Source organism: Streptomyces kronopolitis (assembly GCF_014646275.1).
In the GTDB taxonomy this organism is placed as follows: Bacteria; Actinomycetota; Actinomycetes; order Streptomycetales; family Streptomycetaceae; genus Streptomyces; species Streptomyces kronopolitis.
Window position 1 is genome coordinate 25,080 of record NZ_BMND01000003.1, and the last position, 21,854, is coordinate 46,933.

General features: G+C 73.2%; 24 protein-coding genes. 13 read left to right on the forward strand and 11 right to left on the reverse strand.

Going from position 1 to position 21,854, the window contains the following annotated elements; all coding sequences use genetic code 11:
* Positions 1–56: 56 nt before the first annotated feature.
* The 3 genes from IEY78_RS04385 to IEY78_RS04395 are packed head-to-tail and all read left to right on the forward strand — an operon-like array spanning position 57 to position 2,177.
* Positions 57–1,016, forward strand: a complete 960-nt coding sequence (locus IEY78_RS04385) for an AraC family transcriptional regulator (protein ID WP_373294070.1) — start codon at positions 57–59, stop codon at positions 1,014–1,016.
* 10 nt (positions 1,017–1,026) lie between these two features.
* Positions 1,027–1,872, forward strand: coding sequence for an AzlC family ABC transporter permease (locus IEY78_RS04390; RefSeq protein ID WP_189096226.1), 846 nt, complete (start codon positions 1,027–1,029; stop codon positions 1,870–1,872).
* On the forward strand, positions 1,869–2,177 hold the full coding sequence (locus tag IEY78_RS04395) for an AzlD domain-containing protein (RefSeq protein ID WP_189096227.1): 309 nt from the start codon (positions 1,869–1,871) through the stop codon (positions 2,175–2,177). Before IEY78_RS04390 ends, IEY78_RS04395 begins: the two co-directional genes overlap by 4 nt.
* 4 nt (positions 2,178–2,181) lie before the next feature.
* Here IEY78_RS04395 and IEY78_RS04400 read toward each other — a convergent pair whose 3' ends face one another.
* Positions 2,182–3,105 carry a hypothetical protein gene (locus tag IEY78_RS04400; protein WP_189096228.1) on the reverse strand — a complete coding sequence of 308 codons (924 nt, stop codon included), beginning with the start codon at positions 3,103–3,105 and terminating at the stop codon, positions 2,182–2,184.
* Positions 3,106–3,444: 339 nt separating this feature from the next.
* Between IEY78_RS04400 and IEY78_RS04405 the strand changes: the two genes are divergently transcribed.
* The 4 genes from IEY78_RS04405 to recX all read left to right on the forward strand — a co-directional run bounded on the left by IEY78_RS04405 (position 3,445) and on the right by recX (position 7,067).
* The gene (locus tag IEY78_RS04405) at positions 3,445–3,639 is read left to right on the forward strand and encodes a DUF3046 domain-containing protein (RefSeq protein WP_189096229.1); all 195 of its coding nucleotides are present in this window, start codon (positions 3,445–3,447) and stop codon (positions 3,637–3,639) included.
* A 99-nt stretch (positions 3,640–3,738) separates the two neighbouring features.
* A complete protein-coding gene (locus IEY78_RS04410) occupies positions 3,739–5,016 on the forward strand; it encodes an AI-2E family transporter (protein ID WP_189096230.1) in 1,278 nt (425 codons plus the stop codon).
* A 263-nt stretch (positions 5,017–5,279) separates the two neighbouring features.
* Entirely contained in the window at positions 5,280–6,401 is a 1,122-nt protein-coding gene (recA, locus tag IEY78_RS04415; protein WP_189096231.1) for a recombinase RecA, read from the forward strand.
* A gap of 6 nt (positions 6,402–6,407) precedes the next feature.
* On the forward strand, positions 6,408–7,067 hold the full coding sequence (recX, locus tag IEY78_RS04420; protein ID WP_189096232.1) for a recombination regulator RecX: 660 nt from the start codon (positions 6,408–6,410) through the stop codon (positions 7,065–7,067).
* Between the two features lie 242 nt (positions 7,068–7,309).
* Here recX and IEY78_RS04425 read toward each other — a convergent pair whose 3' ends face one another.
* The 8 genes from IEY78_RS04425 to IEY78_RS04455 all read right to left on the reverse strand — a co-directional run bounded on the left by IEY78_RS04425 (position 7,310) and on the right by IEY78_RS04455 (position 14,011).
* Complete coding sequence (locus IEY78_RS04425; protein WP_189096233.1) at positions 7,310–7,693, reverse strand: rhodanese-like domain-containing protein; 384 nt, start codon at positions 7,691–7,693, stop codon at positions 7,310–7,312.
* Positions 7,690–8,232 (reverse strand): cupin domain-containing protein, encoded by a 543-nt coding sequence (locus tag IEY78_RS04430; RefSeq protein WP_189096234.1) that lies wholly within the window; start codon positions 8,230–8,232, stop codon positions 7,690–7,692. The genes IEY78_RS04425 and IEY78_RS04430 overlap by 4 nt, the downstream gene beginning before the upstream one ends.
* A gap of 78 nt (positions 8,233–8,310) precedes the next feature.
* Positions 8,311–8,397 (reverse strand): putative leader peptide, encoded by an 87-nt coding sequence (locus IEY78_RS35085; RefSeq protein WP_311044721.1) that lies wholly within the window; start codon positions 8,395–8,397, stop codon positions 8,311–8,313.
* A complete protein-coding gene (locus IEY78_RS04435; RefSeq protein ID WP_189096235.1) occupies positions 8,390–10,207 on the reverse strand; it encodes an FAD-dependent monooxygenase in 1,818 nt (605 codons plus the stop codon). The genes IEY78_RS35085 and IEY78_RS04435 overlap by 8 nt, the downstream gene beginning before the upstream one ends.
* 245 nt (positions 10,208–10,452) lie before the next feature.
* On the reverse strand, positions 10,453–11,388 hold the full coding sequence (locus IEY78_RS04440; RefSeq protein ID WP_189096236.1) for an amino acid ABC transporter permease: 936 nt from the start codon (positions 11,386–11,388) through the stop codon (positions 10,453–10,455).
* Positions 11,389–11,467: 79 nt separating this feature from the next.
* Entirely contained in the window at positions 11,468–12,115 is a 648-nt protein-coding gene (locus IEY78_RS04445; protein WP_189096237.1) for an amino acid ABC transporter permease, read from the reverse strand.
* 142 nt (positions 12,116–12,257) lie between these two features.
* Entirely contained in the window at positions 12,258–13,169 is a 912-nt protein-coding gene (locus IEY78_RS04450; protein WP_229699706.1) for a glutamate ABC transporter substrate-binding protein, read from the reverse strand.
* A gap of 56 nt (positions 13,170–13,225) precedes the next feature.
* Positions 13,226–14,011, reverse strand: coding sequence for an amino acid ABC transporter ATP-binding protein (locus tag IEY78_RS04455; protein WP_189096238.1), 786 nt, complete (start codon positions 14,009–14,011; stop codon positions 13,226–13,228).
* Between the two features lie 276 nt (positions 14,012–14,287).
* On the opposite strand from IEY78_RS04455, the gene IEY78_RS04460 reads away from it, so the two are divergent.
* From IEY78_RS04460 to IEY78_RS04470, 3 genes are all read left to right on the forward strand, one after another.
* Entirely contained in the window at positions 14,288–15,025 is a 738-nt protein-coding gene (locus tag IEY78_RS04460) for a response regulator transcription factor (protein WP_189096239.1), read from the forward strand.
* A gap of 16 nt (positions 15,026–15,041) precedes the next feature.
* The gene (locus IEY78_RS04465; RefSeq protein ID WP_189096240.1) at positions 15,042–16,457 is read left to right on the forward strand and encodes a sensor histidine kinase; all 1,416 of its coding nucleotides are present in this window, start codon (positions 15,042–15,044) and stop codon (positions 16,455–16,457) included.
* Between the two features lie 215 nt (positions 16,458–16,672).
* The gene (locus IEY78_RS04470) at positions 16,673–16,876 is read left to right on the forward strand and encodes a cold-shock protein (protein WP_006602702.1); all 204 of its coding nucleotides are present in this window, start codon (positions 16,673–16,675) and stop codon (positions 16,874–16,876) included.
* Between the two features lie 118 nt (positions 16,877–16,994).
* On the opposite strand, the gene IEY78_RS04475 is transcribed toward IEY78_RS04470, so the two are convergent.
* The gene (locus IEY78_RS04475; RefSeq protein WP_189096241.1) at positions 16,995–17,990 is read right to left on the reverse strand and encodes a TAXI family TRAP transporter solute-binding subunit; all 996 of its coding nucleotides are present in this window, start codon (positions 17,988–17,990) and stop codon (positions 16,995–16,997) included.
* A 291-nt stretch (positions 17,991–18,281) separates the two neighbouring features.
* On the opposite strand from IEY78_RS04475, the gene IEY78_RS04480 reads away from it, so the two are divergent.
* The 3 genes from IEY78_RS04480 (at position 18,282) to IEY78_RS04490 (ending at position 21,243) form a co-directional block, all read left to right on the forward strand.
* The gene (locus IEY78_RS04480; RefSeq protein WP_189096242.1) at positions 18,282–18,824 is read left to right on the forward strand and encodes a DoxX family protein; all 543 of its coding nucleotides are present in this window, start codon (positions 18,282–18,284) and stop codon (positions 18,822–18,824) included.
* A 107-nt stretch (positions 18,825–18,931) separates the two neighbouring features.
* Positions 18,932–20,452 carry a tRNA (N6-isopentenyl adenosine(37)-C2)-methylthiotransferase MiaB gene (gene miaB / locus IEY78_RS04485; RefSeq protein ID WP_189096243.1) on the forward strand — a complete coding sequence of 507 codons (1,521 nt, stop codon included), beginning with the start codon at positions 18,932–18,934 and terminating at the stop codon, positions 20,450–20,452.
* Positions 20,453–20,532: 80 nt separating this feature from the next.
* On the forward strand, positions 20,533–21,243 hold the full coding sequence (locus IEY78_RS04490; RefSeq protein ID WP_189096244.1) for a class III extradiol ring-cleavage dioxygenase family protein: 711 nt from the start codon (positions 20,533–20,535) through the stop codon (positions 21,241–21,243).
* Positions 21,244–21,349: 106 nt separating this feature from the next.
* On the opposite strand, the gene IEY78_RS04495 is transcribed toward IEY78_RS04490, so the two are convergent.
* On the reverse strand, positions 21,350–21,778 hold the full coding sequence (locus IEY78_RS04495; RefSeq protein ID WP_189096245.1) for a hypothetical protein: 429 nt from the start codon (positions 21,776–21,778) through the stop codon (positions 21,350–21,352).
* Positions 21,779–21,854 lie beyond the last annotated feature (76 nt).

Genomic DNA, 21,854 nt, shown 5'->3' on the forward strand with positions numbered 1-21,854 from the left:
ATCGCGGACAGGCGGGACCGGCGGCCCAGGTCCGGACGCAGAATGGCCGCATGGTCATGGCCGGTGGGGACGGTGCGGCCGGCGGCGAACCCGGCCTGGGCGTCACGCCGCGGGCGCGCGAGGAGTGGGCGCGGCACTGGCGCCACGCCGGGCTGCCCGGACTCGATCTGCTGCGCGCCCGCTACGTCCGGCACTCCTTCCCCCGCCACGCCCACGAGGGGTATGTCGTCTGCGCGGTCACCTCCGGGGTCGAGGAGGTGGGGCTCCGGCAGGGCACCGTCCGGGGCGGCCGCGGCGGCATCATCATGATCAACCCGGAGGTCGCGCACTCCGCGCGGGCCGGCGCCCCCGAGGGCTGGACCTACGCCACGCTCTACCCCTCCTCCGGGCTCGTCGCCGGCATCGCCGAGGAGATCACGGGGCTGCGCGGCACCCCGGGATTCGACCGGACGGTCGCCGAGGACCCGCACCTGGGCCACCTGATCACCGAGGTCCACCGGGCCGCCGAGGCCGGCGACGCGCTCGCCGCCGACAGCCTGCTGCGGCTCCTCGTGGCCCGGCTGCTGCGCCGCTACGGAGGCCCGCTCCCGTCGCGCACGCCCCGCAGCGCCGGCGCCCGCACCGCCGCCCGCGCCCGGACCGTCCTGGAGGAGCGGATGGCCGCCCCACCCTCCCTGGAGCGGCTGGCCGAGGAGCTCGGTACCGGCCCGTTCGCGCTGCTGCGGGCCTTCCGGGACGCCTACGGGATGCCGCCGCACACCTGGCTCACCGACGCCCGGGTGCGCCGGGCCCGCCGCCTCCTCGAAGCCGGCAGCGCCCCCGCCGACGCGGCCGTCGCCGTCGGCTTCACCGACCAGCCCCACCTCAACCGCCACTTCACCCGCATCGTCGGCGTGCCCCCGGGCGCCTACCGCAGGGAGCGCGCGGCACAGCCGGGCGGCACACAGGCCGCCGACGACGGGCGGCTCACCCCGGGCGCAAGAACGTACAAGACGGCCGAGGGCACCGGCTCCTAATGTCCGGGGCGTGCCAGAACAGACAGAGATACGCACCCCGGGGCGGGCAGCGCAGCCGCCGGGCGCGCCCGTGAAACCCGACTCCGCCGTCATCCGGGACGCGCTCGGCGTCGGCGTCGCCGTCGGCCTCTCCGGATTCGCCTTCGGCGTGACCTCGGCCGGCGCCGGGCTCGACCTGCTGCAGACCTGCGCGCTCAGCCTGCTGGTGTTCACCGGGGCGTCGCAGTTCGCCCTGGTCGGCGCGCTCGCGGCGGGCGGCAACCCGCTCACCGCCGCGGCCGGCGCCTTCTTCCTGGGCGCGCGCAACGCCTTCTACGGGCTGCGGCTGTCCGCCGTCCTGGGCTACCGGACCGCGGTCAAACCCTTCGCCGCCCACTGGGTCATCGACGAGACCACCGCCGTCACCCTGGCCCAGCCCGACCGGCGCACCGCCCGGCTGGGCTTCACGGTCACCGGGCTGACGCTGTACGTCCTGTGGAACCTCACCACCCTCCTCGGCGCCCTCGGGGCCGGAGCACTCGGCGACACCGACGCCTGGGGACTGGACGCGGCCGGCCCCGCGGTCTTCCTGGCACTGCTCGCGCCGAAGCTCACGACCGCCGTCGAGCGGAGCACGGCGGGCCTCGCCGTGGTGCTGGTCATGGTGACGCTCCCGCTGCTGCCCACCGGCGTCCCGGTGCTCCTCTCCGCGCTCGCCGCACCCGCCGTCCTCCTGGGGCAGGGGTGGCGCGGGCGCACGAGGGAGGCGGACGGGACGGAGCGCCCCGCTACCGGCCCGGACGGCACCGGGACGCCACCGCCCCTCCAGGACGGGGCCACGCCGACCGACCGCACCACCGGGGAGGACCGGGCATGAACGTCTGGATCGCGATCGCCGCCACCGCCGTCGGCTGCTACCTGGTCAAGTACCTCGGCCTGGCGGCGCCGGCCGGCGTACTGGAGCGCCCGCTCGTCAAACGGCTGGCCGCGCTGCTGCCGGTGGCCCTGCTGGCCGCGCTCACCGCCCAGCAGACCCTCAGCGACGGCCGGTATCCGGTGCTCGACGCCAGGGCCGCGGGGGTGGCCGCCGCGGCCCTGGCACTCGTCCTGCGGGCGCCGTTCCTCCTGGTCGTCGCGGGCGCCGTGGTGGTCACCGCCGGTGTGCGGGCCCTGGGAGGCTGAGCGCTCAGCCCACGGGGCGGCCGTACGCCCGGAGGGTCAGCAGCGCCCTGAGCGTCACCATCGGGCGGCTCTCCAGCGCCGTCCCGGGGGCCCACACCCGCCAGTTGACCGGCCAGCCGCCGTCCTCCTCCTGGAGCGCGGCGAGGTGGTCCAGCGCCCGGTCCATCTCCTCGTCGGTGAACCAGCCCCGGGCCAGCGAACCGGGGGCGGCGGCGAAGTCGTACGCCAGGTGGTGCTCCCCGGGGGCGTACCCCGGGGACACCGGGACCTCGGCGGCCCGCGCCGGGTCGAGCAGGACCAGCTCCTGGTCCCGCACGAGCCGGCCGAGGCGCCGCGCCGCGGCGGCCGCGCGCGGCCGGTCGGGGGCGCCGTCCAGGAAGGCCAGCGCCGCCTCGACCTCGTACGGATGGGTCTCCTCCAGCGACTCCACGGCCGCCCAGCAGTAGTCCGTGGCCCGGAACAGCCAGGCGTGCCACACCTCGTTGCGGTGCAGCACCCCCACCACGGGGCCGGTGGCCAGCAGCGCGCTCGGCGGATCGTCGACCACCGGGATCCAGGGCGCGGCCGGATAGCCGCGCTGCGAGGGGTCCAGCGCCGGCAGCGCGCCCTCGGGGGTGGAGATCTTCGTCAGATAGCGGCAGATCCGCTCGACCTGGCGGCCGTCGCAGCGGCCGATCAGATCGAGCACCTTCAGGGCGTGCGCGGTGTGCAGCGGCTGGCTGACCGGACCGCGGAGATCGGGCTCCAGGGCGTGACCGAATCCGTCGTCGTCGTTGCGGTACGCGGCGAGCGCGGTCTCGACCGAGTCGGGCCCGCCGCCGAGGAAGTGGTACTCGAAGAGCCGTTGCTCGAGCACCCGGGCGGTCAGCCAGATGAAGTGTTCGGCGCGCGCCAGAGGCGTCGAAGGGGGGCTTGCGTTGTCGGCCATGGCCCGACCGTAAGGCGGAAAGCCCCTGTGGGTACCTGGTCGCGCACGGGTGCCCTCCCAGGGCGGACCCGGAAGGCATGCGGTTGACGTCCTTTGATGCCCTTCGCCGTCTCCGGGGGAGCGGCGGACGCCCAGGGGCGGGTCGGCCACGGTCCGGTCCCGGGAGCGGGCTCCCGAGCGGGCGGATACCGGGACGTCCCGCCCACCGATGACGCCCGGGGCCGCGCCGCCAGGGATGCTGGGTGCAGGCAGACGCGCGGCTCGCGCGGGGACCGGTACGCCCGCGCGGGGTGCGAGGGGATGGAAGATGCAGGTCAGAGCGGGTACGGAGCAGAATTCATGCGGTTGACGATCTTCTGGGAGCGGATGGCGGAGCACTTCGGTGCCGGCTACGCCGACTCCTTCGCACGTGATCATGTGATGTCCGGGCTCGGCGGCCGGACCGTGCACGAGGCGCTGGACGCGGGGTGGAGCGCCAAGGAGGTGTGGCGGGTGGTCTGCTCCGTGATGGACGTGCCGCCCGAGAGGCGCTGAGCGGCGCCGCCGGCCAGCCGATTCCAGGGCCCTGACCTGGGAGGAAAGCGGACCGGCGGGCGGTTTTCGACGGCCGGATCACATGGGTCGGGGCGGGGGATGTCCCCGCGGTGCGCAACACTGGGCTCCGTGCCCGAGCCAGATGAGATCAGCAACGACGTCCCCCGCCCCGAGGGCCGGCCCGATACGCGGATGCCGCCCTGGCTGCCGCGCGCCATGGTGCTCGCGCTCGCCCTGGTGGCCTGCTTCCAGCTCGCCACCTGGGGGTTCCACCAGCTGATCACCCTGCTGCTGAACGTGCTGATCGCGTTCTTCCTCGCGCTGGCCGTCGAACCGGCCGTCGACTGGATGGCGGCCCGGGGCATGCGGCGCGGGCTGGCCACCGGCCTGGTCTTCCTGAGCATCCTCGTGGCCGCCGCCGGATTCTTCGCGCTCCTGGGCTCGATGCTCGCCGGGCAGATCACCACCATGGTGGAGGAGTTCCCGCAGTACCTGGACTCCCTCATCAGCTGGACCAACAACACCCTGCACACCCATCTGTCCCGGGTCGAGGTGCAGAACAACCTGCTCAAGTCCGACTGGCTGCAGAAGTACGTCCAGGACAGCGCCAACAACGTCCTCGCGGTCTCCGCGACGGTGCTGGGCAGCCTGTTCAACCTGCTGACCGTGGCCCTGTTCTCCTTCTACTTCGCAGCCGACGGCCCCCGGCTGCGCCGTGCGCTGTGCTCCGTGCTGCCGCCGCACCGCCAGGCGGAGGTACTGCGCGCCTGGGAGATCGCGGTCGCCAAGACCGGTGGCTACCTCTACTCCCGCGGGCTGATGGCGCTGATCTCCGGCGTCGCGCACTACGTCCTGCTGGAGGTCCTCGGTGTGCCGTACGCCCCGGCGCTGGCGATCTGGGTGGGGCTGGTCTCCCAGTTCATACCGACTATCGGCACCTACCTCGCGGGCGCCCTGCCCATCCTGATCGCGTTCACCGTCAACCCCTGGTACGCGGTGTGGGTCTTCGGTTTCGTCGTGATCTACCAGCAGTTCGAGAACTACCTCCTGCAGCCGCGGATCACCGCCAGGACGGTGGACATCCATCCCGCCGTCGCCTTCGGATCGGTCGTCGCCGGTACGGCCCTGATGGGGGCGGTGGGCGCGCTGATCGCCATCCCGGCGACGGCGACGCTGCAGGCCTTCCTCGGCGCCTACGTCAAGCGCTACGAGGTCACCGACGACCTGCGGGTCCTCGGCAGGCGCGGACGCGGCGCCAGGGCCCTGGCCCGGGTCCGGCGGACCCTGCGCGCCGACCAGCCGTCGTCCCCGTTGGAGGACCGGGAGGCGGACGGGGACCCGGCGGCGCAGGGAGAGGGGCAGGGCGCCGTCCGCTGACGGCTCCGCCGCGCTCCGGTCCCCCGCACGCTCGGTGACCCGGCTCGGCCTTCGGTATCACGGGTCGGCGGTGCCGACGGCCGGGTGCGGGGTGTCGCTTGACACCAAAATCGAACATCCATTCTCATTGGAGGTCAGGCCTGTGTCCTCGGGTGTTCCGCGGAGTTATCCACAGGCCGGAGCCGGGTCCGGGCGCATTGTCAGTGGCAGGCGTTAGCGTCATGGACGTGAAGCGATCGACTCAAGCAAATCGGGTGGAACCCATGGCAGGCACCGACCGCGAGAAGGCGCTGGACGCCGCACTCGCACAGATTGAACGGCAATTCGGCAAGGGCGCCGTGATGCGCATGGGGGAGCGGCCGAACGAACCCATCGAGGTCATCCCCACCGGCTCCACCGCCCTTGATGTCGCGCTCGGCGTCGGCGGCCTTCCCCGCGGCCGCGTCATCGAGGTCTACGGACCGGAGTCCTCCGGTAAGACGACCCTGACGCTGCACGCCGTCGCGAACGCCCAGAAGGCCGGCGGCTCCGTCGCGTTCATCGACGCCGAGCACGCCCTCGACCCCGAGTACGCCAAGAAGCTCGGCGTGGACACCGACTCCCTGATCCTGTCCCAGCCGGACAACGGCGAGCAGGCCCTGGAGATCACGGACATGCTGGTCCGCTCCGGCGCGCTCGACCTCATCGTGATCGACTCCGTCGCCGCCCTGGTGCCGCGGGCCGAGATCGAGGGCGAGATGGGCGACTCCCACGTCGGCCTCCAGGCCCGGCTGATGAGCCAGGCGCTGCGGAAGATCACCAGCGCGCTCAACCAGTCCAAGACCACCGCGATCTTCATCAACCAGCTCCGCGAGAAGATCGGCGTGATGTTCGGCTCGCCGGAGACCACGACCGGTGGCCGCGCGCTGAAGTTCTACGCCTCGGTGCGCCTCGACATCCGCCGCATCGAGACCCTCAAGGACGGCACGGACGCGGTCGGCAACCGCACCCGCGTCAAGGTCGTCAAGAACAAGGTCTCCCCGCCGTTCAAGCAGGCCGAGTTCGACATCCTCTACGGCCAGGGCATCAGCCGCGAGGGCGGCCTGATCGACATGGGTGTGGAGCACGGCTTCATCCGCAAGTCCGGCGCCTGGTACACCTACGAGGGCGACCAGCTCGGCCAGGGCAAGGAAAACGCCCGCAACTTCCTCAAGGACAACCCGGATCTCGCCAACGAGATCGAGAAGAAGATCAAGGAAAAGCTCGGCATCGGCGTGAAGCCGCAGGAGCTGGCGGCGGACCCGGGTGCGGACGCCACGGTGGCGGCGGGCGAGCCGGCCGCCGCAGCTCCGGCGCCGGCGGTCAAGGCCGCCAAGGGCTCCAAGGCCGCCGCGGCCAAGAGCTAGCCCGCCATGACACGGCGAACGGAATGGCCGGACAGCGGGGATCCCCCCGGTGGAGCTGCCGGCGACGCCGAGACCCGTAGCGGCCGAAGGGGCCGTCGTGGCCGTGAGGACAGCGGTGGTCCCTCCTCGTCGAGGGCCGAGTCGGGACCACCGCGTACGCCCGAGGAGCAGGCACGGGCCATCTGCCTGCGCCTGCTCACCGGAAGCCCGCGGACCCGCAAGCAGCTCGGGGACGCCCTGCACCAGCGGGGCATCCCCGAGGACGTCGCGGAAGAGGTGCTGTCCCGGTTCGAGGACGTCGGCCTGATCGACGACGCGGCCTTCGCCGATGCCTGGGTGGACTCCCGCCACCACGGGCGGGGCCTGGCCCGCCGCGCCCTGGCCCGCGAACTCCGCACCAAGGGGGTGGACTCCACCGTCATCGAGGAGGCCGTCGGCCGCCTCGACTCCGAGCAGGAGGAGTCCACCGCTCGGGAGTTGGTCGACCGCAAGCTGCGGGCCACCAGGGGCCTGGACCGTGAGAAACGGATGCGCCGACTGGCCGGAATGCTGGCCCGCAAGGGCTATGGGGAGGGCCTCGCCTTCCGCGTCGTCAAGCAGGCCCTGGAAGAGGAAGGCGAGGACCCGGACCTCCTGGAGGAGCACGGCCTGCGCGCCAAGAGGTGATGGTGCGCGCCACGAGGTGACGGCGCGCACGACGAGGTGACGGTGTGCACCACGGGGTGCCGGTGCGCGCACCACGAAAGGGGGAGGAGGGGCGGGGAGGGGGGAGGGGGAGGCCCCCACCGGACATCAGCCCCGCCTAACCTCGACTAACCCCACCGCACCCCGACTAACCCCATCCAACTCACCCTCACCCCACCCTCACCCCACCCTCACCCCACCCTCACCCCACCCTCACCCCACCCTCAGCCCCCCTTCACCGCCAACCCCGCCGCGCGCCAGGCCTGGAAGCCGCCGGTGAGGTCGGTTGCGTGGGGGAGGCCCAGGTGGCGCAGGGAGAGGGCGGCGAGGCTGGAGGCGTAGCCCTCGTTGCAGATGACCACGACCGGCAGCTCGTGATGGATGGCCTCGGGGGCGCGGTGGGCGCCCGTCGGGTCGAGCCGCCATTCCAGTTCGTTGCGCTCGACGATCAGCGCGCCGGGAATGGTGCCGTCGCGCTCCCGCAGCTCGGCGTAGCGGATGTCCACCAGCAGTCCGCCGGCCTCCTGGATCGCGGCCGCCTCCCGGGGCCCGACCCGGTGGCCGAGTTCCCGCCGGGCCTGCGCCAGCAGCTCGTCGACCGCGCTCATGTCCACTCCTCGGGCTGCTCGACCGCCTCGACCCGCAGTACCGCCCCGGTGCGGCTGTAGCGGCGCATCAGCGGCAGCGGCGGGTAGTAGGCGTGCACCGACACCGCATGGGTGTCGGGGGAGATGTTGAGCACCTGGTGCACATGGTGCGGGCCGAACGCCCGGCCGTCGCCGTCGCCCAGCCTGCGCTCCCGGTCCACGTCGTCGGCCAGCTCCAGCGTCTTCCAGCCCGCGGTGGGCAGCTCCGCGGCCAGCGACTGCTCCGTCAGCTCGCCGGAGGCGGCGGCGAAGGCGCCGTGCGAGCCGCCGTGGTCGTGCCAGCCGGTGCCGGTGCCGGGCGGCCAGCCGATCAGCCAGGCCTCGCTGCCGCCCGGCCCGTTCAGCCGGATCCAGGTACGGCCTTCGGGGTCGAGGGGGAGTGCGGCGATGAGGTCCGGGTCCGCGGCGCTGCGGCGGACGAAGTCGAGGAGTTCGGCCGCGCTGGGCCCGCCGTCATGACCGGGGGCGTGCGGGCGTGCGGGGGTACGTACGTCGGGCACGGAAACCGTCCTGAGTGATCGCGAAGAGGCGCGGCCGCCGGAGGGGTGCGGGCGGTCGCGCGGGGGAGAAGAAGCGGATCAACAGGAGGGGCGACACATGCAGCCCGCGTAGCGGACCAGGTCGAGATGGACCCTCCGCCAGAATCGCGAGCTGTGGTCAGTCATTCTCGGAGTGAAGCACGGAGGATCCCACAGGGTCAACCGCGGAATCCTCGCCCTGCCCGGCCCCGCTGTCGCCGGAGGCCGGGGTCTCCCCGGTGTCGTCGGACCGCCGGGAGCGGTCCGCCGCGGCCGCCCGGCCGTGCGCGCCGCCCCGTACCGCGTCCGCGCAGGCGGCCATGTCGGCCGGGCGGACACCGGACAGCGCGGTGACCAGATGGCCGTCCGGCCGGACCAGCAGCACGGTGTGCGCGGCCGCCCCCGGATAGGCCTCGGTGACCAGGATCTCGGCGTCCATCGGCAGCGCCTCGACCGCCTCGGCCAACCGGGGCATCAGGCCCGCCGACTGCCAGTGCCGTCGGTCCCACACGCCGGTGCCGGGCGCCACCAGCAGCACCAGCAGCCCGCGGCCGAGCCGCTCGCGCAGCCGCACCACCGAGCCGTCGGACGCGGTCACCGTCACCTCGGCGACCGGTGCGCCGGGCAGCGTCTCGACGGGCGGGCCGGCGGTGTGCTCGGCGGGCGGTGCCAGCGGGGTGCGGGCGTAGACCGGCGGTGCGCCCAGCGGTCCGCGGCCCAGGTGGCCGTCGGTCAGCAGGGTGCTGCGGCCGCGCACCGCGCCGGGCAGGACCGTGCGCCAGCGGGCGGCGCCGCCGTCCCGGAGCAGCGGCAGCGCCTGGTCGGCGGCGCGCAGCCGGGCCGCGACCGCGCCCCGGCGCTCGGCCTGGTAGCTGTCGAGCAGCAGCTCGGAGGCGCCGTGGTGCCAGGCCAGGCCCAGCTTCCAGGCGAGGTTCTCGGCATCCCGCAGGCCTTCGTCGAGGCCCTGGGTGCCGAGCGCGCCCAGCAGATGTGCGGCGTCCCCGGCGAGGAAGGCGCGGCCCTCCCGCCAGCTCCGGGCCAGCCGGTGGTGGACGGTGTGCACCCCGGTGTCGAGGAGTTCGTAGGGCGGCACCTGCCGGGCGTGGCCGCGGCCGCGTGCGGAGGGTCCGCCGTTCGCCTCGCCGGTCTCGTCGTCGGCGTCCGCCGGGGCGTCGGCGGTCCAGCCGGCCAGGGAGTCGCGGATCCGGGCGACCAGGGCGTCCGGGGTGACCAGTTCCCGCCCCGGGGGCAGCAGCCAGTCCAGCCGCCAGAGGTGGCCGGCCAGCGGACGGGCGGAGACCTCGCTGCCCGGTCCGCCGCCGTGCCGGGGCGGGGAGCGGTGCAGCAGGGCCTCGCCGGGCCAGGGGAGTTCGCAGCGCAGCGCGGCCACCGCATGCCGTTCGACGGCCGTCCGGCCCGGGAAGCGGATGCCGAGCAGCTTGCGGACGGTCGAGCGGGGGCCGTCGCAGCCGATCAGGTAACTGCCGCGCCACCAGGTGCCGTTGGGGCCGCGGGTCTGCGCGCTGACGCCGTGCTCGTCCTGTTCGAGGGCGGCGAGCCGGCTGCCGGTGACGACCTCGGCGAGCTTCTCGTGGGCGAGGGCCGCGCGCAGTGCGCGGGTGAGGGCGTGCTGGGGGAGGTGCAGCGGGGAGGCGGTGGCGGGGCCTTCCGGGGCGTCCGGGGCCGGCGGGGCGAAGGCGACGCGCTCCAGCAGCCGGCGGCGGCGCATGGTGCGCCAGGCGGTCCAGTGGGTGCCGTCGGTCTCCAGGGCGCCGGCGCAGCCGAGCCGTGCGACGAACGCGGCGGTGTCCGGGCGGAGCACGGCGGTGCGGGCGGGCCGGGTCTCCTCCTGGCCGGTGGTCTCGTCGAGGACGACGCAGGGGACGCCGAGCCGGGTGAGCGCGAGCGCGACGGAGAGGCCGACCGGGCCGGCCCCGACGACGATCACCGGGTCCACGGCGCAGCTCCCCGCGGCCGCTGGTACGTACGGGACAGGCGGGAACTGGCAGTTGGAGCCCGGTGCACGATCACACAGCGTATGCAACCCACTGCGGCCGCTCGCGTCAAGTGACGGAGGCGGTGGCGCCGCCGCCACCGCCTCCGAAGGGACCCGTCCCGGCCGCGGCACTCCGCCGCGTCGTCGGGGCCGCCCCCCTGCTCCCGGTCGTGCCCTCGGGGGCCGGCCGGGAGCCGCGGACGGACTCAGTCCTGCTTGGCCGCCGGCCCGCCGGGGACCGCCTCGGCCACCTCCATCGCGTCGGCGGCCGTCACCGGCTCCCCGGCCGAGGCCACCGCGATACCGGTCCGGGTGCGGCGGCCGCGCCGCTCGATCCAGTTGGCGAGGGAGGACAGTGCCAGGCACATCCCGACATAGATGCTGCCGGTGACGATGATGACCGGAACGTAGGTGTCGTTGCCGTTGACGATGATGTTGGTGCTCATCTGCCGGGCGGTGAAGAGCAGTTCCTCGAAGGTGATGATGTAGCCGAGGGAGGTGTCCTTCAGGGTCACCACGAGCTGGCTGATGATCGTCGGCAGCATCGCCCGGACGGCCTGCGGGATCAGCACCGTCACCATGACCTGCGTCTTGCTCATGCCCAGCGCGTAGGCGGCCTCGCGCTGCCCCGTCGGCACGGCGTTGATGCCGGCCCGCAGCACCTCGGCCTGCACCGCACCGTTGTAGACGGTCAGCCCGATGACCAGCGCCCAGAACTGCGGCCCGCTGCCGCCGAGCCCGAGGCTGTCGCGGTTGGCGAGCAGGGTCACCCACACCGCGTAGATCGTGATCAGCAGCGGGACGGCGCGGAACAGCTCGATGAAGGAGGTCGCCAGCCAGCTGACCGGCTTGTGCACCGAGAGCCGGGCCACCGCGAGCAGCGCGCCCAGCGCCAGCGACAGCACCGCCGCCACCGCGAAGACCTGGAGGGTCGTCAGGACGCCGTCGCGGATGCCGGTGCGCACACCGGCGTTGTTGAAGATGTTCCACACCTCGGGGTCGAGCTGCCCCCGGCTGTTCAGCCGCAGGAAGGCGAACGCGAGCAGCCCGAGCAGCGCGAGGGAGCCGAGGACGGTGTAGACGCGGTTGCGCGCCTTCGCCTTCCGCCCGGGGACGTCGTAGAGAACGCTGGCGCCGCTCATGCCGATACCTCGCTTCGTTCCGCGCCGCCGCCGTGCGGCGCCCGCGTCGTGCCGTGCCCTGTGCTGCCGCGCGCGCCGCTCATCGGGCGACTCCCATCCGGCGCTCCAGCAGCCGGAAGAGGCCGCTGATGGAGAAGGTGATGACGAGGTAGCCGAGCGCGGTCCACAGGAAGATCCAGGCGACCGTGTAGCCCTTGTCGTTGAGCAGCTTGGAGACGCTGAACAGCTCCGCGAAGCTGAACGCCCCGGCGATCGCGGAGTTCTTCGTCAGCGCGATCAGGATGCTGCTCAGCGGGGCGAGCACGGTGCGGGTGGCCTGCGGGAGCACGATCAGGCGCAGCGTCTGGGTGAAGGTCATGCCGATGCTGCGGGCGGCCTCCGCCTGGCCCAGCGGCACGGTGTTGATGCCGGAGCGCACCGCCTCGCACACGAAGGAGGAGGTGTAGAAGCCCAGTGCCAGCGTGGCCAGCACGAAGGGGCTGGCGCCCTGGAAGAGGATCTGGGGCACGACGAAGAACGCGACGAGGAACAGCAGCGTCAGCGGGGTGTTGCGCAGGACCGTCACCCAGCCCGTGCCGAAGGCGCGCAGCGGCGGAATCGGCGAGACCCGGAAGCCGGCTATGAGCACGCCGAGCACCAGGGCGAGCAGCCCGCTGGACGCGGTGATCGCCAGGGTGCCCAGGAATCCGTCGCGGAACTCGGGCAGATAATCGAGGAGTACGTTCATGGGGTCTCCGCGGTTGCGGTCATCGGGTCGGCGGCGGGGGGCGGCCCACGGGCCGGGAAGCGGGTGACGAGCGCGCGCCCCGTGCACCCGCCGCGGCGGGCGTACGGGGCGGCGCGGTCGTCAGGGGAGGTTCCGGGGTGCCTCAGTAGCGGGGCAGCGGGGTCTCCGGGGCGACGTACTTGGAGCCCGACTTGCCGAGGGTGCCCTCGTAGGCCTTCTTGTAGTCGCCGTTCTTGATGTGGTCCTCCAGGGCCTTGGTGATCGCGTCACGCAGGGCCTTGTCGTCCTTCTTCATGCCGATGCCGTAGGGCTCCTTGGTGAAGGGCTTGCCGACGACCCGCAGCTTCTCGGGGCGCTGCGCGGCGTAGCCCTTGAGGATCGCGTCGTCGGTGGTGACCGCGTCGACGCCGCCGTCCAGCAGGACCTTCACGCAGTCCGAGTACTTGCCCAGCTCGGTGGTCTTGGCGCCGTACTTCGGCTTCTTGATCTCCTGGAGCGGGGTGGAGCCGGTGATGGAGCAGACCTTCTTGCCCTTGAGGGCGTCCGGCCCGGTGATGCTCTTGTCGTCCTTGCGCACCAGGAGGTCAGCGCCGGCCGTGTAGTACGGGCCCGCGAAGCCGACCTGCTTCTTGCGCTCGTCGTTGATGGTGTAGGTACCGACGTAGTAGTCGACGTCGCCGTTGGAGATGGTGGTCTCGCGGACGTTGGAGTCGATCGTCTTGAACTGGATCTGCTTCGTGGAGAAGCCCAGGTCGGCGGCGACCATCTTGGCGATCTCGATGTCGAAGCCGGAGTACTTGTCGGTGCCGGGGTCCTTGAAACCGAGGAACGGCTGGTCGGCCTTGACCCCGATGACGAGCTTCTTGGCCGCCTGGGCCTTCTTCAGCACCGGAGAGTCGATCTTCGGGGTGGCGGCGACCTTGTAGTCCTTGCTGAACACGTCGCCGCCGGCCGGCTTGTCGCCCGCCGTGCCCGACTCGCCGCCGCAGGCGGTCGCCGTCGCCGCCAGCGCGAGCACCATGGCGCCGGCCGCAGCAGTCTTACGAATCCTCATGGTGAACATCCTTTGGTTCAGCAAGTGATGGCAAGGGAGAGGGCCCAACCGCGGCCTCAGTGATGCAGGATCTTCGACAGGAAGTCCTTGGCGCGTTCGCTGCGCGGGTTGTTGAAGAACTGGTTCGGCTCGGCCTCTTCGACGATGCGGCCGTCCGCCATGAAGACGACCCGGTTCGCCGCGGAGCGCGCGAACCCCATCTCATGGGTGACCACGACCATCGTCATGCCGTCCCGGGCGAGCTGCTGCATCACGTCCAGCACCTCGTTGATCATCTCCGGGTCCAGCGCGGAGGTCGGCTCGTCGAACAGCATCACCTTCGGGTCCATCGCCAGCGCGCGGGCGATCGCCACGCGCTGCTGCTGACCGCCGGAGAGCTGCGCCGGGTACTTGTCCGCCTGGGTGCCGACGCCGACCCGGTCGAGCAGCGCGCGGGCCTTCTCCGCGGCCTTCGCCTTGTCGGTCCGGCGCACCTTGGTCTGGCCCAGCATCACGTTCTCGAGCACCGTCTTGTGCGCGAAGAGGTTGAACGACTGGAAGACCATGCCCACGTCGGCGCGCAGCCGGGCCAGTTCGCGGCCCTCCTGGGGCAGGGGCTTCCCGTCGATCGTGATGCTGCCGGAGTCGATGGTCTCCAGGCGGTTGATCGTGCGGCACAGCGTCGACTTGCCGGAGCCCGAGGGCCCGATCACGACGACGACCTCACCGCGGTTGATCGTCAGGTCGATGTCCTGGAGCACGTGCAGCGCGCCGAAGTGCTTGTTCACGTGGTCCAGCACGACCAGCCGGTCCGCCGCGGGTGCGGGACCCCCGGCGTTCTCGGTCACCGATACTTCGCTCATCGGCGGTTCGCTCCGTCCTCCTCGATTGGGGAGGACAGTAGGCATGCGCCGCGACCAGCGTCATTACTTCTGAGGGGAACTTGAGCATAACGATCCGGCCGCGGGCGGACACCGTGCGTGATCCGCACGCCGGGTGGCGGCACGGTGACGATATGCGGCGGGAGTACCGGCTGGGTAACGGATGGCGGCGCGGAGGTGGCCGCCTCTTGACGCGCGCACCCCGCATCGCCGTAGATGCCCTGTGGCCTGTACGCACGCACCCGGGAGGAGGCCCGCATGAGACTGCTGCTCGTCGAGGACGACGATCATGTCGCCGCGGCGCTGTCCGCGGTGCTCGCCAAGCACGGGGTGGCCGTCGTGCACGCACGCAACGGCGAGGAGGCGCTCAAGGCCCTGCTGCCCGACCGCGGGGAGCCCTTCGCGGTGGTGCTGCTCGACCTCGGGCTGCCCGACCAGGACGGATTCGAGGTGTGCGGCCGGATCCGCAAGATCTGCAGCCTCCCCGTCATCATGGTCACCGCGCGGGCCGATGTGCGCTCGCGCATCCACGGCCTCAACCTCGGCGCGGACGACTACGTCGTCAAGCCGTACGACACCGGTGAGCTGCTGGCCCGCATCCACGCGGTGAGCCGGCGCACCGCGCCCGGCGGCGCCGAGCAGCCGGCCGACGAGAGCGCGGACGGCGAGGCCCTGCGGCTGGGCGCGGTCACCGTCGAACTCCCCACCCGCCAGGTGTCCGTGGACGGCGCCGCGGTCCCGCTCACCCGCAAGGAGTTCGACCTGCTGGCCCTGCTCGCGCAGCGTCCCGGGGTGGTCTTCCGCCGGGAGCAGATCATCAGCGAGGTGTGGCGCACGAGCTGGGAGGGCACCGGCCGGACCCTGGAGGTCCATATCGCCTCGCTGCGCGCCAAGCTGCGGATGCCCGCGCTGATCGAGACGGTGCGCGGCGTCGGCTACCGCCTGGTGGTTCCGGCCGCGGGGCCGCTGCGGCCGCCCGCCTCCCCGGCCTCCTGACGGCCGCGGCGAGCACGTGCGCACCCGACTCCTGCCGCTGCTGATCGTCCTGATGGCCGCCGTGCTGCTCGCGCTCGGCTTCCCGCTCGGCGCCAGCACCGCCGGGGTGGAGCAGCAGCGGGTGGTCGTCGACCGGATCGACGACGCCGCCCGCTTCGCCTCCCTCGCCCAGTTCGTCACCGCCCGCCCCGCCGCGGACGACCGGAACAAGACCCCCGAGGAGGACGAGCGGCGCGCCACCCTCCGCACCGAACTCGCCCGCTACTACAGCCTCTACGGCATCCGTGCCGGCGTCTTCTACCGCGATCACACCACGATGGCCGCCGCCCCCGCCGGGCTGTCGGTACCGCACGACGGTGAGGCCGCCCAGGCGTTCAGCGAGGCGCTGGCCGGCCGCCGCAGCCACGACCCGCACCAGATCTGGCCCTGGGACGACGCCGGCCGCATCCCGGTCGCCTCCCCGGTGATCCGCGACGGCGATGTCGTCGCCGTCGTCGTCACCGACTCGCCCACCGGGCAGATGCGCGCCCGGATCCTGCGCAGCTGGCTGCTGATCGCGGCCGGCGAGTGCGCGGCCATGCTCGTCGCGGTCGGCGCGGCCTTCCGCCTCACCGGCTGGGTGCTGCGGCCGGTGCGGATCCTGGACACCGCCAGCCACGACATCGCCACCGGGCGGATGAACGCCCGCGTCGCCGCCACCGCCGGACCGCCCGAACTGCGCCGCCTGGCCCGCTCGTTCAACGAGATGGCCGACCATGTCGAGGACGTCCTGGAACAGCAGCGCGCCTTCGTCGCCGACGCCTCCCACCAGCTGCGCAACCCGCTGTCCGCGCTGCTTTTGCGGATCGAGCTGCTGGCCCTCGAACTCCCCGACGGCAACGCGGAGATCGCCGCGGTCCGCACCGAGGGCCGGCGGCTGGCCCGCGTCCTGGACGATCTGCTCGGCCTGGCGCTCGCCGAGCACACCGACGCCGACCTCCAGCTCACCGATGTCGCGGCGCTGGCCGCCGAACGCGTCGACTCCTGGCGCCCGCTGGCCGACGCCAAGGGCGTCCGCCTCGACTACGAGGGGCCGGCCGCCGTCACCGGCTGGGCCGACCCCATCGCCCTGTCCAGCGCCCTGGACGCCGTCGTCGACAACGCCCTGAAGTTCACCCCTGAGGACCGGCCGGTCACCGTCGGCGTCGCACCGGACGGCGACCGCGTCGAGATCACCGTCGCCGACCGCGGCCCCGGCCTGAGCGAGGACGAGCTGGACCGGATCGGCGACCGCTTCTGGCGCAGCGGCCGCCACCAGAACGTCTCCGGCTCCGGGCTCGGCCTGTCGATCACCCGCGCCCTGCTGACCGCCGGCGGCGCCACCATCGCCTACGCCCCGCACGAGCCGCACGGCCTGAAGGTCACCGTCACGGTGCCGCGCGGCGCCCCCTGACCGGCACCGCGCCCGGCGCGGGGCGCCCCCTCGCGCGTGTGCTAGCGTGGGACGCGTTGCAGTTGTGGTACCCATGATGAACTTTGTGCGCGCCCGGAAGCTGATAGCTCCGGGCGTTCCTTGTTTTCCGGACCTGTTCCGGGTGGGGCAATCATCTCGGCGACAAGGAGGCCGCGCAGTGCGGTCTCCGGTTTGCCCCATGAACGGAGAAAAACATGGCTTCCGGCACCGTCAAGTGGTTCAACTCGGAAAAGGGCTTCGGCTTCATCGAGCAGGACGGCGGCGGCCCCGACGTCTTCGCCCACTACTCGAACATCGCCGCGCAGGGCTTCCGTGAGCTCCTCGAGGGCCAGAAGGTCACCTTCGACGTGACCCAGGGCCCGAAGGGCCCGCAGGCGGAGAACATCGTCGCCGCCTGACGCACCGCGCGTCCCGCGACCGGGGCCCGCACCGGATCACCGGTGCGGGCCCCGGCGTGCGTGCTGGGGGCGCCCGTCGCGCCTCGCCGGGCTGGGTTCAGCGCCCAGGGGCCGGGGCTCAGGGCTTCTGCGAGACGTAGTAGCGCCGCGCGCCCTCGTGCAGCTCCAGCGGATCGGTGAAGACCGCCGTCCGCAGGTCCACCTTCTGCGCGGCGTGCACCTGCCGGCCGATCCAGTCCCGGCTGTCGATGACGGTACGGGTGAACCCCTCGGTCAGTGCGGCGTCCTCGCGGTCCGTGGTCACCAGCAGGTTCGCCACCGCGATCGTCTTCACCGCCGCCCCGTCCTGGGCCTTCGGATAGGCATCGGAGGGCATCACGGCCGCACGGTAGTAGCGGGTCCGTTCGCCCTGGCGGTGCAGCGCCTGGCTCAGATCGCCGAGCTGGACCAGCCGCACCGGGAAGCGCTGCACCAGATGCTGCACGGCGGTCGTCGGCAGCCCGCCGGACCAGAAGAAGGCGTCCAGCTCGCCCTTCTCCAGCAGCTCGGGCATCCGGTCGATGCCGACCCGGACCGGCACGATGTCCCGGTCGAAGTCCAGCCCCGCCGCCTCCAGCAGCCGCCGGGTGATCAACTGCACGCCGGAGCTGTCGGTGCCGACCCCCACCCGCAGCCGCCGCAGGTCCTTCGTCGAGCGCACCGGCGACTTCTTCGGCACCACCAGCTGCATGTAGTCGTCGTAGAGCCGGGCGCAGGCCCGCAGCCGGTCCGCGCCCGGCTCCCCCTCGGCCCGGTACGCGGCGACCGCGTCGGCCGTCGCGATGGTGAAACCTGCCCGCCCGGCGACCAGCTGCCGCAGATTGTCGATCGAGCCCTCGCTGCGGACCAGCCGCAGATCCACGTCCGGCAGGTCGTGCGCCAGATCCTGCTTCAGCAGCTCGCCGTAGCGCGCGTACACCCCGGTCGGCACGCCCGTCGCCAGCGTCACCCGCCCACCGGGGGAGGGGGCGCCGCCCATCGGCAGCAGCCACCACAGCAGCAGCCCGAGGGCGACCAGTGCCGCGAGCGCCGCCCGGCGGGACCGGCGGCCGATGCGGGGGAGTGCGGTGACCATGGGCGGGATCCTGCCAGCACTCGGCCCGGAAGGGGAGGGGTGGGGGAACTCCCCACTTGCAGATGTCCCCGTGCGTAGCAGGATCGGCTGTAGAGCTGCGGGGTGGACGGCAGCTCCGCTCCCGTCGCACCGTTCCGCGGTTCGCTCGCTCCACGCAGCGGGGATCCGGCACGTCCCCACCGCGCGCCCCGCGCGGCGCGCAGTCCATGACCTCCCCCCACCATGAGCGCACCGGCGCCGGTGTCCGACACCGCGGCCCCTTGGCGCGCCGGTGCGGGAAGCGACACCCTCATGAAACCGCTCACCGAGCTGCGGCCGGACATCCGGGCCCGGCCCGACCTCCACCGCCCACCCCCGCTCGGCGCCGACCTCGGCCTGCTCGCCCTCCGTCTCACGGTCGGACTGATCATGGCCGGCCACGGCGCCCAGAAGCTCTTCGGCCTCTTCGGCGGCAACGGGATCTCCGGCACCGGCAAGGCCTTCGCGGCACTCGGCTTCCACCCCGGCGACTTCTACGCCGGCCTCGCCGGTGTCTCGGAGTTCGCCGGAGGCCTCGGCTTCGCGCTCGGGCTGCTCACGCCGCTGGCGGCCGCCGCCCTCATCGGGGTCATGATCAACGCCATGGTCATCGGCGCCCCCCAGGGGCTCTGGGCGATCAGCGGCGGCATCGAGTACCCGATCACCATCGCCGTGGTCGCGCTGGCCGTCGCGGCGACCGGACCCGGGCGCTTCGCGCTCGACCGCCCCTTCCGCTGGCGGGGCGGCGGACTGCGCAGCGCGGCCTTCGCGCTGGGCGCCGGCGGCATCGGCGCCGCCATCGTGCTGGCCCTGTGAGGCGCCCACGGCCCCGACCGGCGGCCGCCCGCCGCCACGGGGCGCCGTTGCGTGCGCCCGGCCCTCCGGCGTCCGGAGCAAGGCCGGGCACCGCCTACCCTTGAGGCATGACCAGCAGCGACCGGAGCCAGGCAGTGGGCGTCAACAAGAGCTACGAGATCCGCACCTACGGATGCCAGATGAACGTCCACGACTCCGAGCGGCTGTCCGGCCTGCTGGAGGAGGCCGGTTACGTGCCCGCCGCCAAGGACGGCGAGGGCGCCGACGTCGTGGTCTTCAACACCTGCGCGGTGCGCGAGAACGCCGACAACCGGCTCTACGGCAACCTCGGCCAGCTCGCCCCGAAGAAGGCCGCCCGCCCCGGGATGCAGATCGCCGTCGGCGGCTGCCTCGCGCAGAAGGACCGGGACACCATCGTCAAGAAGGCCCCCTGGGTCGACGTGGTCTTCGGCACGCACAACATCGGCAAGCTGCCCGTCCTGCTGGAGCGCGCCCGCGTCCAGGAGGAGGCGCAGGTCGAGATCGCCGAGTCGCTGGAGGCGTTCCCCTCGACGCTGCCCACCCGGCGCGAGAGCGCGTACGCGGCCTGGGTCTCCATCTCCGTGGGCTGCAACAACACCTGTACGTTCTGCATCGTGCCCGCGCTGCGCGGCAAGGAGAAGGACCGCAGGACCGGCGACATCCTCGCCGAGATCGAGGCGCTGGTCGCCGAGGGCGTCAGTGAGGTCACCCTGCTCGGCCAGAACGTCAACGCCTACGGTTCCGACATCGGCGACCGCGAGGCCTTCAGCAAGCTGCTGCGTGCCTGCGGCACGATCGAGGGCCTGGAGCGGGTCCGCTTCACCTCCCCGCACCCCCGCGACTTCACCGACGACGTCATCGCCGCCATGGCCGAGACCCCGAACGTCATGCCGCAGCTCCACATGCCGCTGCAGTCCGGCTCCGACCGCGTCCTGAAGGCGATGCGCCGCTCGTACCGCCAGGAGCGCTTCCTCGGCATCATCGAGAAGGTGCGCGCCGCGATGCCGGACGCCGCGATCTCCACCGACATCATCGTCGGCTTCCCGGGCGAGACCGAGGAGGACTTCGCGCAGACCCTGCACACGGTCCGCGAGTCCCGCTTCGCCCAGGCCTTCACCTTCCAGTACTCCAAGCGCCCCGGCACCCCCGCGGCCGACATGGAGGGCCAGATCCCCAAGGCCGTCGTCCAGGAGCGCTACGAGCGGCTGGTCGCCCTCCAGGAGGAGATCTCCTGGGCCGAGAACAAGAAGCAGGTCGGCCGGGTGCTGGAGGTGCTGGTCGCCGAGGGCGAGGGCCGCAAGGACGACGCCACCCGGCGGCTGTCCGGCCGCGCCCCCGACAACCGCCTGGTGCACTTCACCCGTCCCCAGGAGCCGGTCCGGCCCGGCGACATGGTGACGGTCGAGGTCACCTACGCCGCCCCGCACCACCTCCTGGCGGAGGGCGAGGCCCGGGCGGTGCGCCGCACCCGCGCCGGTGACGCCTGGGAGAAGCGCAACGCCGCCCCGGCGGAGAAGCCCCAGGGCGTGCTGCTGGGCCTGCCCACCATCGGCGCCCCGGCACCGGCACCGGCCCCGGCGCCCACCGCCGGCTGCGGCTGCGACTGACCCGGAGCCGGCCACCGCGCACAACGCCCCCGGGCGGGGCACCGGAAACGGTGCCGCACCGGGGGCGTTACGCTGCGTACATGCTCGTAGCCGCCGCCTTCTGCCCCTGTCCGCCGCTGCTCGTCCCGGAGGTGGCCGCCGGCGCCGCGGGTGAACTGGACGCGCTGCGCGCCGCCTGCGTGGACGCGGTCGGTGTGCTCGCCGCGGCCCGCCCCGACCGGCTGGTCGTCCTGGGCCCCGCCGACGAGGCCGGGCAGGGCCACCACCCCGAGGGCGCCCTCGGCTCGTTCCGCGGCTTCGGGGCGGACGTCGAGGTGTCCCTGGGCGCCGCCGAGAGCGTGCCGGGACGGGGGCTGCCGCCGTCGCTGTCCGTCGGCGCCTGGCTGCTGTCCCGTACGGACTGGGCGGACGCCCCGGTGGAGGCACGGGGAGTGGACCGGTCGACGCCGCCCGAGCGGTGTGCACAGGCGGGCCGGGAGATCGCGGCCGCCGCGCCCCGGGTGGCGCTGCTGGTCATGGGTGACGGCAGCGCCTGCCGGACGGTGAAGGCGCCCGGCTACTTCGACGAGCGGGCCGAGGGCTTCGACGCGGGGGCGGCCGCCGCCCTGGGCACCGCCGATCTCGCCGCGCTGGCCGCCCTCGGCGAGGAGCCGGCCGCCGGCCTCCAGGCGTCCGGACGGGCCGTCTGGCAGCTCGCGGTGGGCGCGGCCGAGGGCGCGGACCTGCGCGGCCGCCTGCTGCGCGAGGAAGCCCCGTACGGCGTGGGCTACTTCGTGGCGACCTGGTCGTAGCGCGGCACCCGGGACCCGGGAGACACGGCGACGGCCGCGGGGCGCTCTCGCCGCGCGGCCGTCGTGCCGTGTCCGCGGATCCGGCAGGGTCCGCGCGAGCCCGGTCTCAGTGCCGGGCGCTCTCGCCGGACTCGCTGTCCGCCGCGGCCTGGGCCGACTGCTGCCGGGGAATGCCGGCGGTCTCGGCTGCCTTCTCAGCCTTCTCAGCCTTCTCAGCCTTCTCAGCCTTCTCCGCGTTCTCCTCGCGCGGCTCCTCGGCGGCCGCCGGCTCCTTTGCCGGGTCCCCGGCCGCCTCCGGAGCCGGAACCGCCTCGTCCGCCGGGGCCGCGGCCTCGGCTGCCGGCCCGTCCTCGTCCCCGGCCCGCGCGGCGTCACCGGGCTTCGTCGCGTCCCCGGCCCGCGCGGCCTCCCCGGGCTGCACAGGCTCCGCGGCCTCCGCGGCGTCCCGGGTCTCCTCGGGGTCCGCCGCGGCGGCCTGCGCCGCCGGCTCCGGTGCCCCGGCCGGCACGGACGTGGCGGCACTCTCCTCCGTCAACGCTGCGGACTTACGGCGGCGAAACCGCGAAAACACGCCCATAACTGCTCCTACGCTCTTCATGTGGCGAGGCCCC

What these genes read in the sequence shown, in the direction of transcription:
- IEY78_RS04385 (WP_373294070.1), top strand. Translation starts at nt 57, where the DNA reads ATGGCCGGTGGGGACGGTGCGGCCGGCGGCGAACCCGGCCTGGGCGTC.
- IEY78_RS04395 (WP_189096227.1), top strand. Translation starts at nt 1,869, where the DNA reads ATGAACGTCTGGATCGCGATCGCCGCCACCGCCGTCGGCTGCTACCTG.
- IEY78_RS04400 (WP_189096228.1), bottom strand. Translation starts at nt 3,105, where the DNA reads ATGGCCGACAACGCAAGCCCCCCTTCGACGCCTCTGGCGCGCGCCGAA.
- IEY78_RS04405 (WP_189096229.1), top strand. Translation starts at nt 3,445, where the DNA reads ATGCGGTTGACGATCTTCTGGGAGCGGATGGCGGAGCACTTCGGTGCC.
- IEY78_RS04410 (WP_189096230.1), top strand. Translation starts at nt 3,739, where the DNA reads ATGTCCCCGCGGTGCGCAACACTGGGCTCCGTGCCCGAGCCAGATGAG.
- recA (WP_189096231.1), top strand. Translation starts at nt 5,280, where the DNA reads ATGGCAGGCACCGACCGCGAGAAGGCGCTGGACGCCGCACTCGCACAG.
- recX (WP_189096232.1), top strand. Translation starts at nt 6,408, where the DNA reads ATGACACGGCGAACGGAATGGCCGGACAGCGGGGATCCCCCCGGTGGA.
- IEY78_RS04425 (WP_189096233.1), bottom strand. Translation starts at nt 7,693, where the DNA reads ATGAGCGCGGTCGACGAGCTGCTGGCGCAGGCCCGGCGGGAACTCGGC.
- IEY78_RS35085 (WP_311044721.1), bottom strand. Translation starts at nt 8,397, where the DNA reads ATGACTGACCACAGCTCGCGATTCTGGCGGAGGGTCCATCTCGACCTG.
- IEY78_RS04440 (WP_189096236.1), bottom strand. Translation starts at nt 11,388, where the DNA reads ATGAGCGGCGCCAGCGTTCTCTACGACGTCCCCGGGCGGAAGGCGAAG.
- IEY78_RS04445 (WP_189096237.1), bottom strand. Translation starts at nt 12,115, where the DNA reads ATGAACGTACTCCTCGATTATCTGCCCGAGTTCCGCGACGGATTCCTG.
- IEY78_RS04450 (WP_229699706.1), bottom strand. Translation starts at nt 13,169, where the DNA reads ATGAGGATTCGTAAGACTGCTGCGGCCGGCGCCATGGTGCTCGCGCTG.
- IEY78_RS04455 (WP_189096238.1), bottom strand. Translation starts at nt 14,011, where the DNA reads ATGAGCGAAGTATCGGTGACCGAGAACGCCGGGGGTCCCGCACCCGCG.
- IEY78_RS04460 (WP_189096239.1), top strand. Translation starts at nt 14,288, where the DNA reads ATGAGACTGCTGCTCGTCGAGGACGACGATCATGTCGCCGCGGCGCTG.
- IEY78_RS04470 (WP_006602702.1), top strand. Translation starts at nt 16,673, where the DNA reads ATGGCTTCCGGCACCGTCAAGTGGTTCAACTCGGAAAAGGGCTTCGGC.
- IEY78_RS04475 (WP_189096241.1), bottom strand. Translation starts at nt 17,990, where the DNA reads ATGGTCACCGCACTCCCCCGCATCGGCCGCCGGTCCCGCCGGGCGGCG.
- IEY78_RS04480 (WP_189096242.1), top strand. Translation starts at nt 18,282, where the DNA reads ATGAAACCGCTCACCGAGCTGCGGCCGGACATCCGGGCCCGGCCCGAC.
- miaB (WP_189096243.1), top strand. Translation starts at nt 18,932, where the DNA reads ATGACCAGCAGCGACCGGAGCCAGGCAGTGGGCGTCAACAAGAGCTAC.
- IEY78_RS04490 (WP_189096244.1), top strand. Translation starts at nt 20,533, where the DNA reads ATGCTCGTAGCCGCCGCCTTCTGCCCCTGTCCGCCGCTGCTCGTCCCG.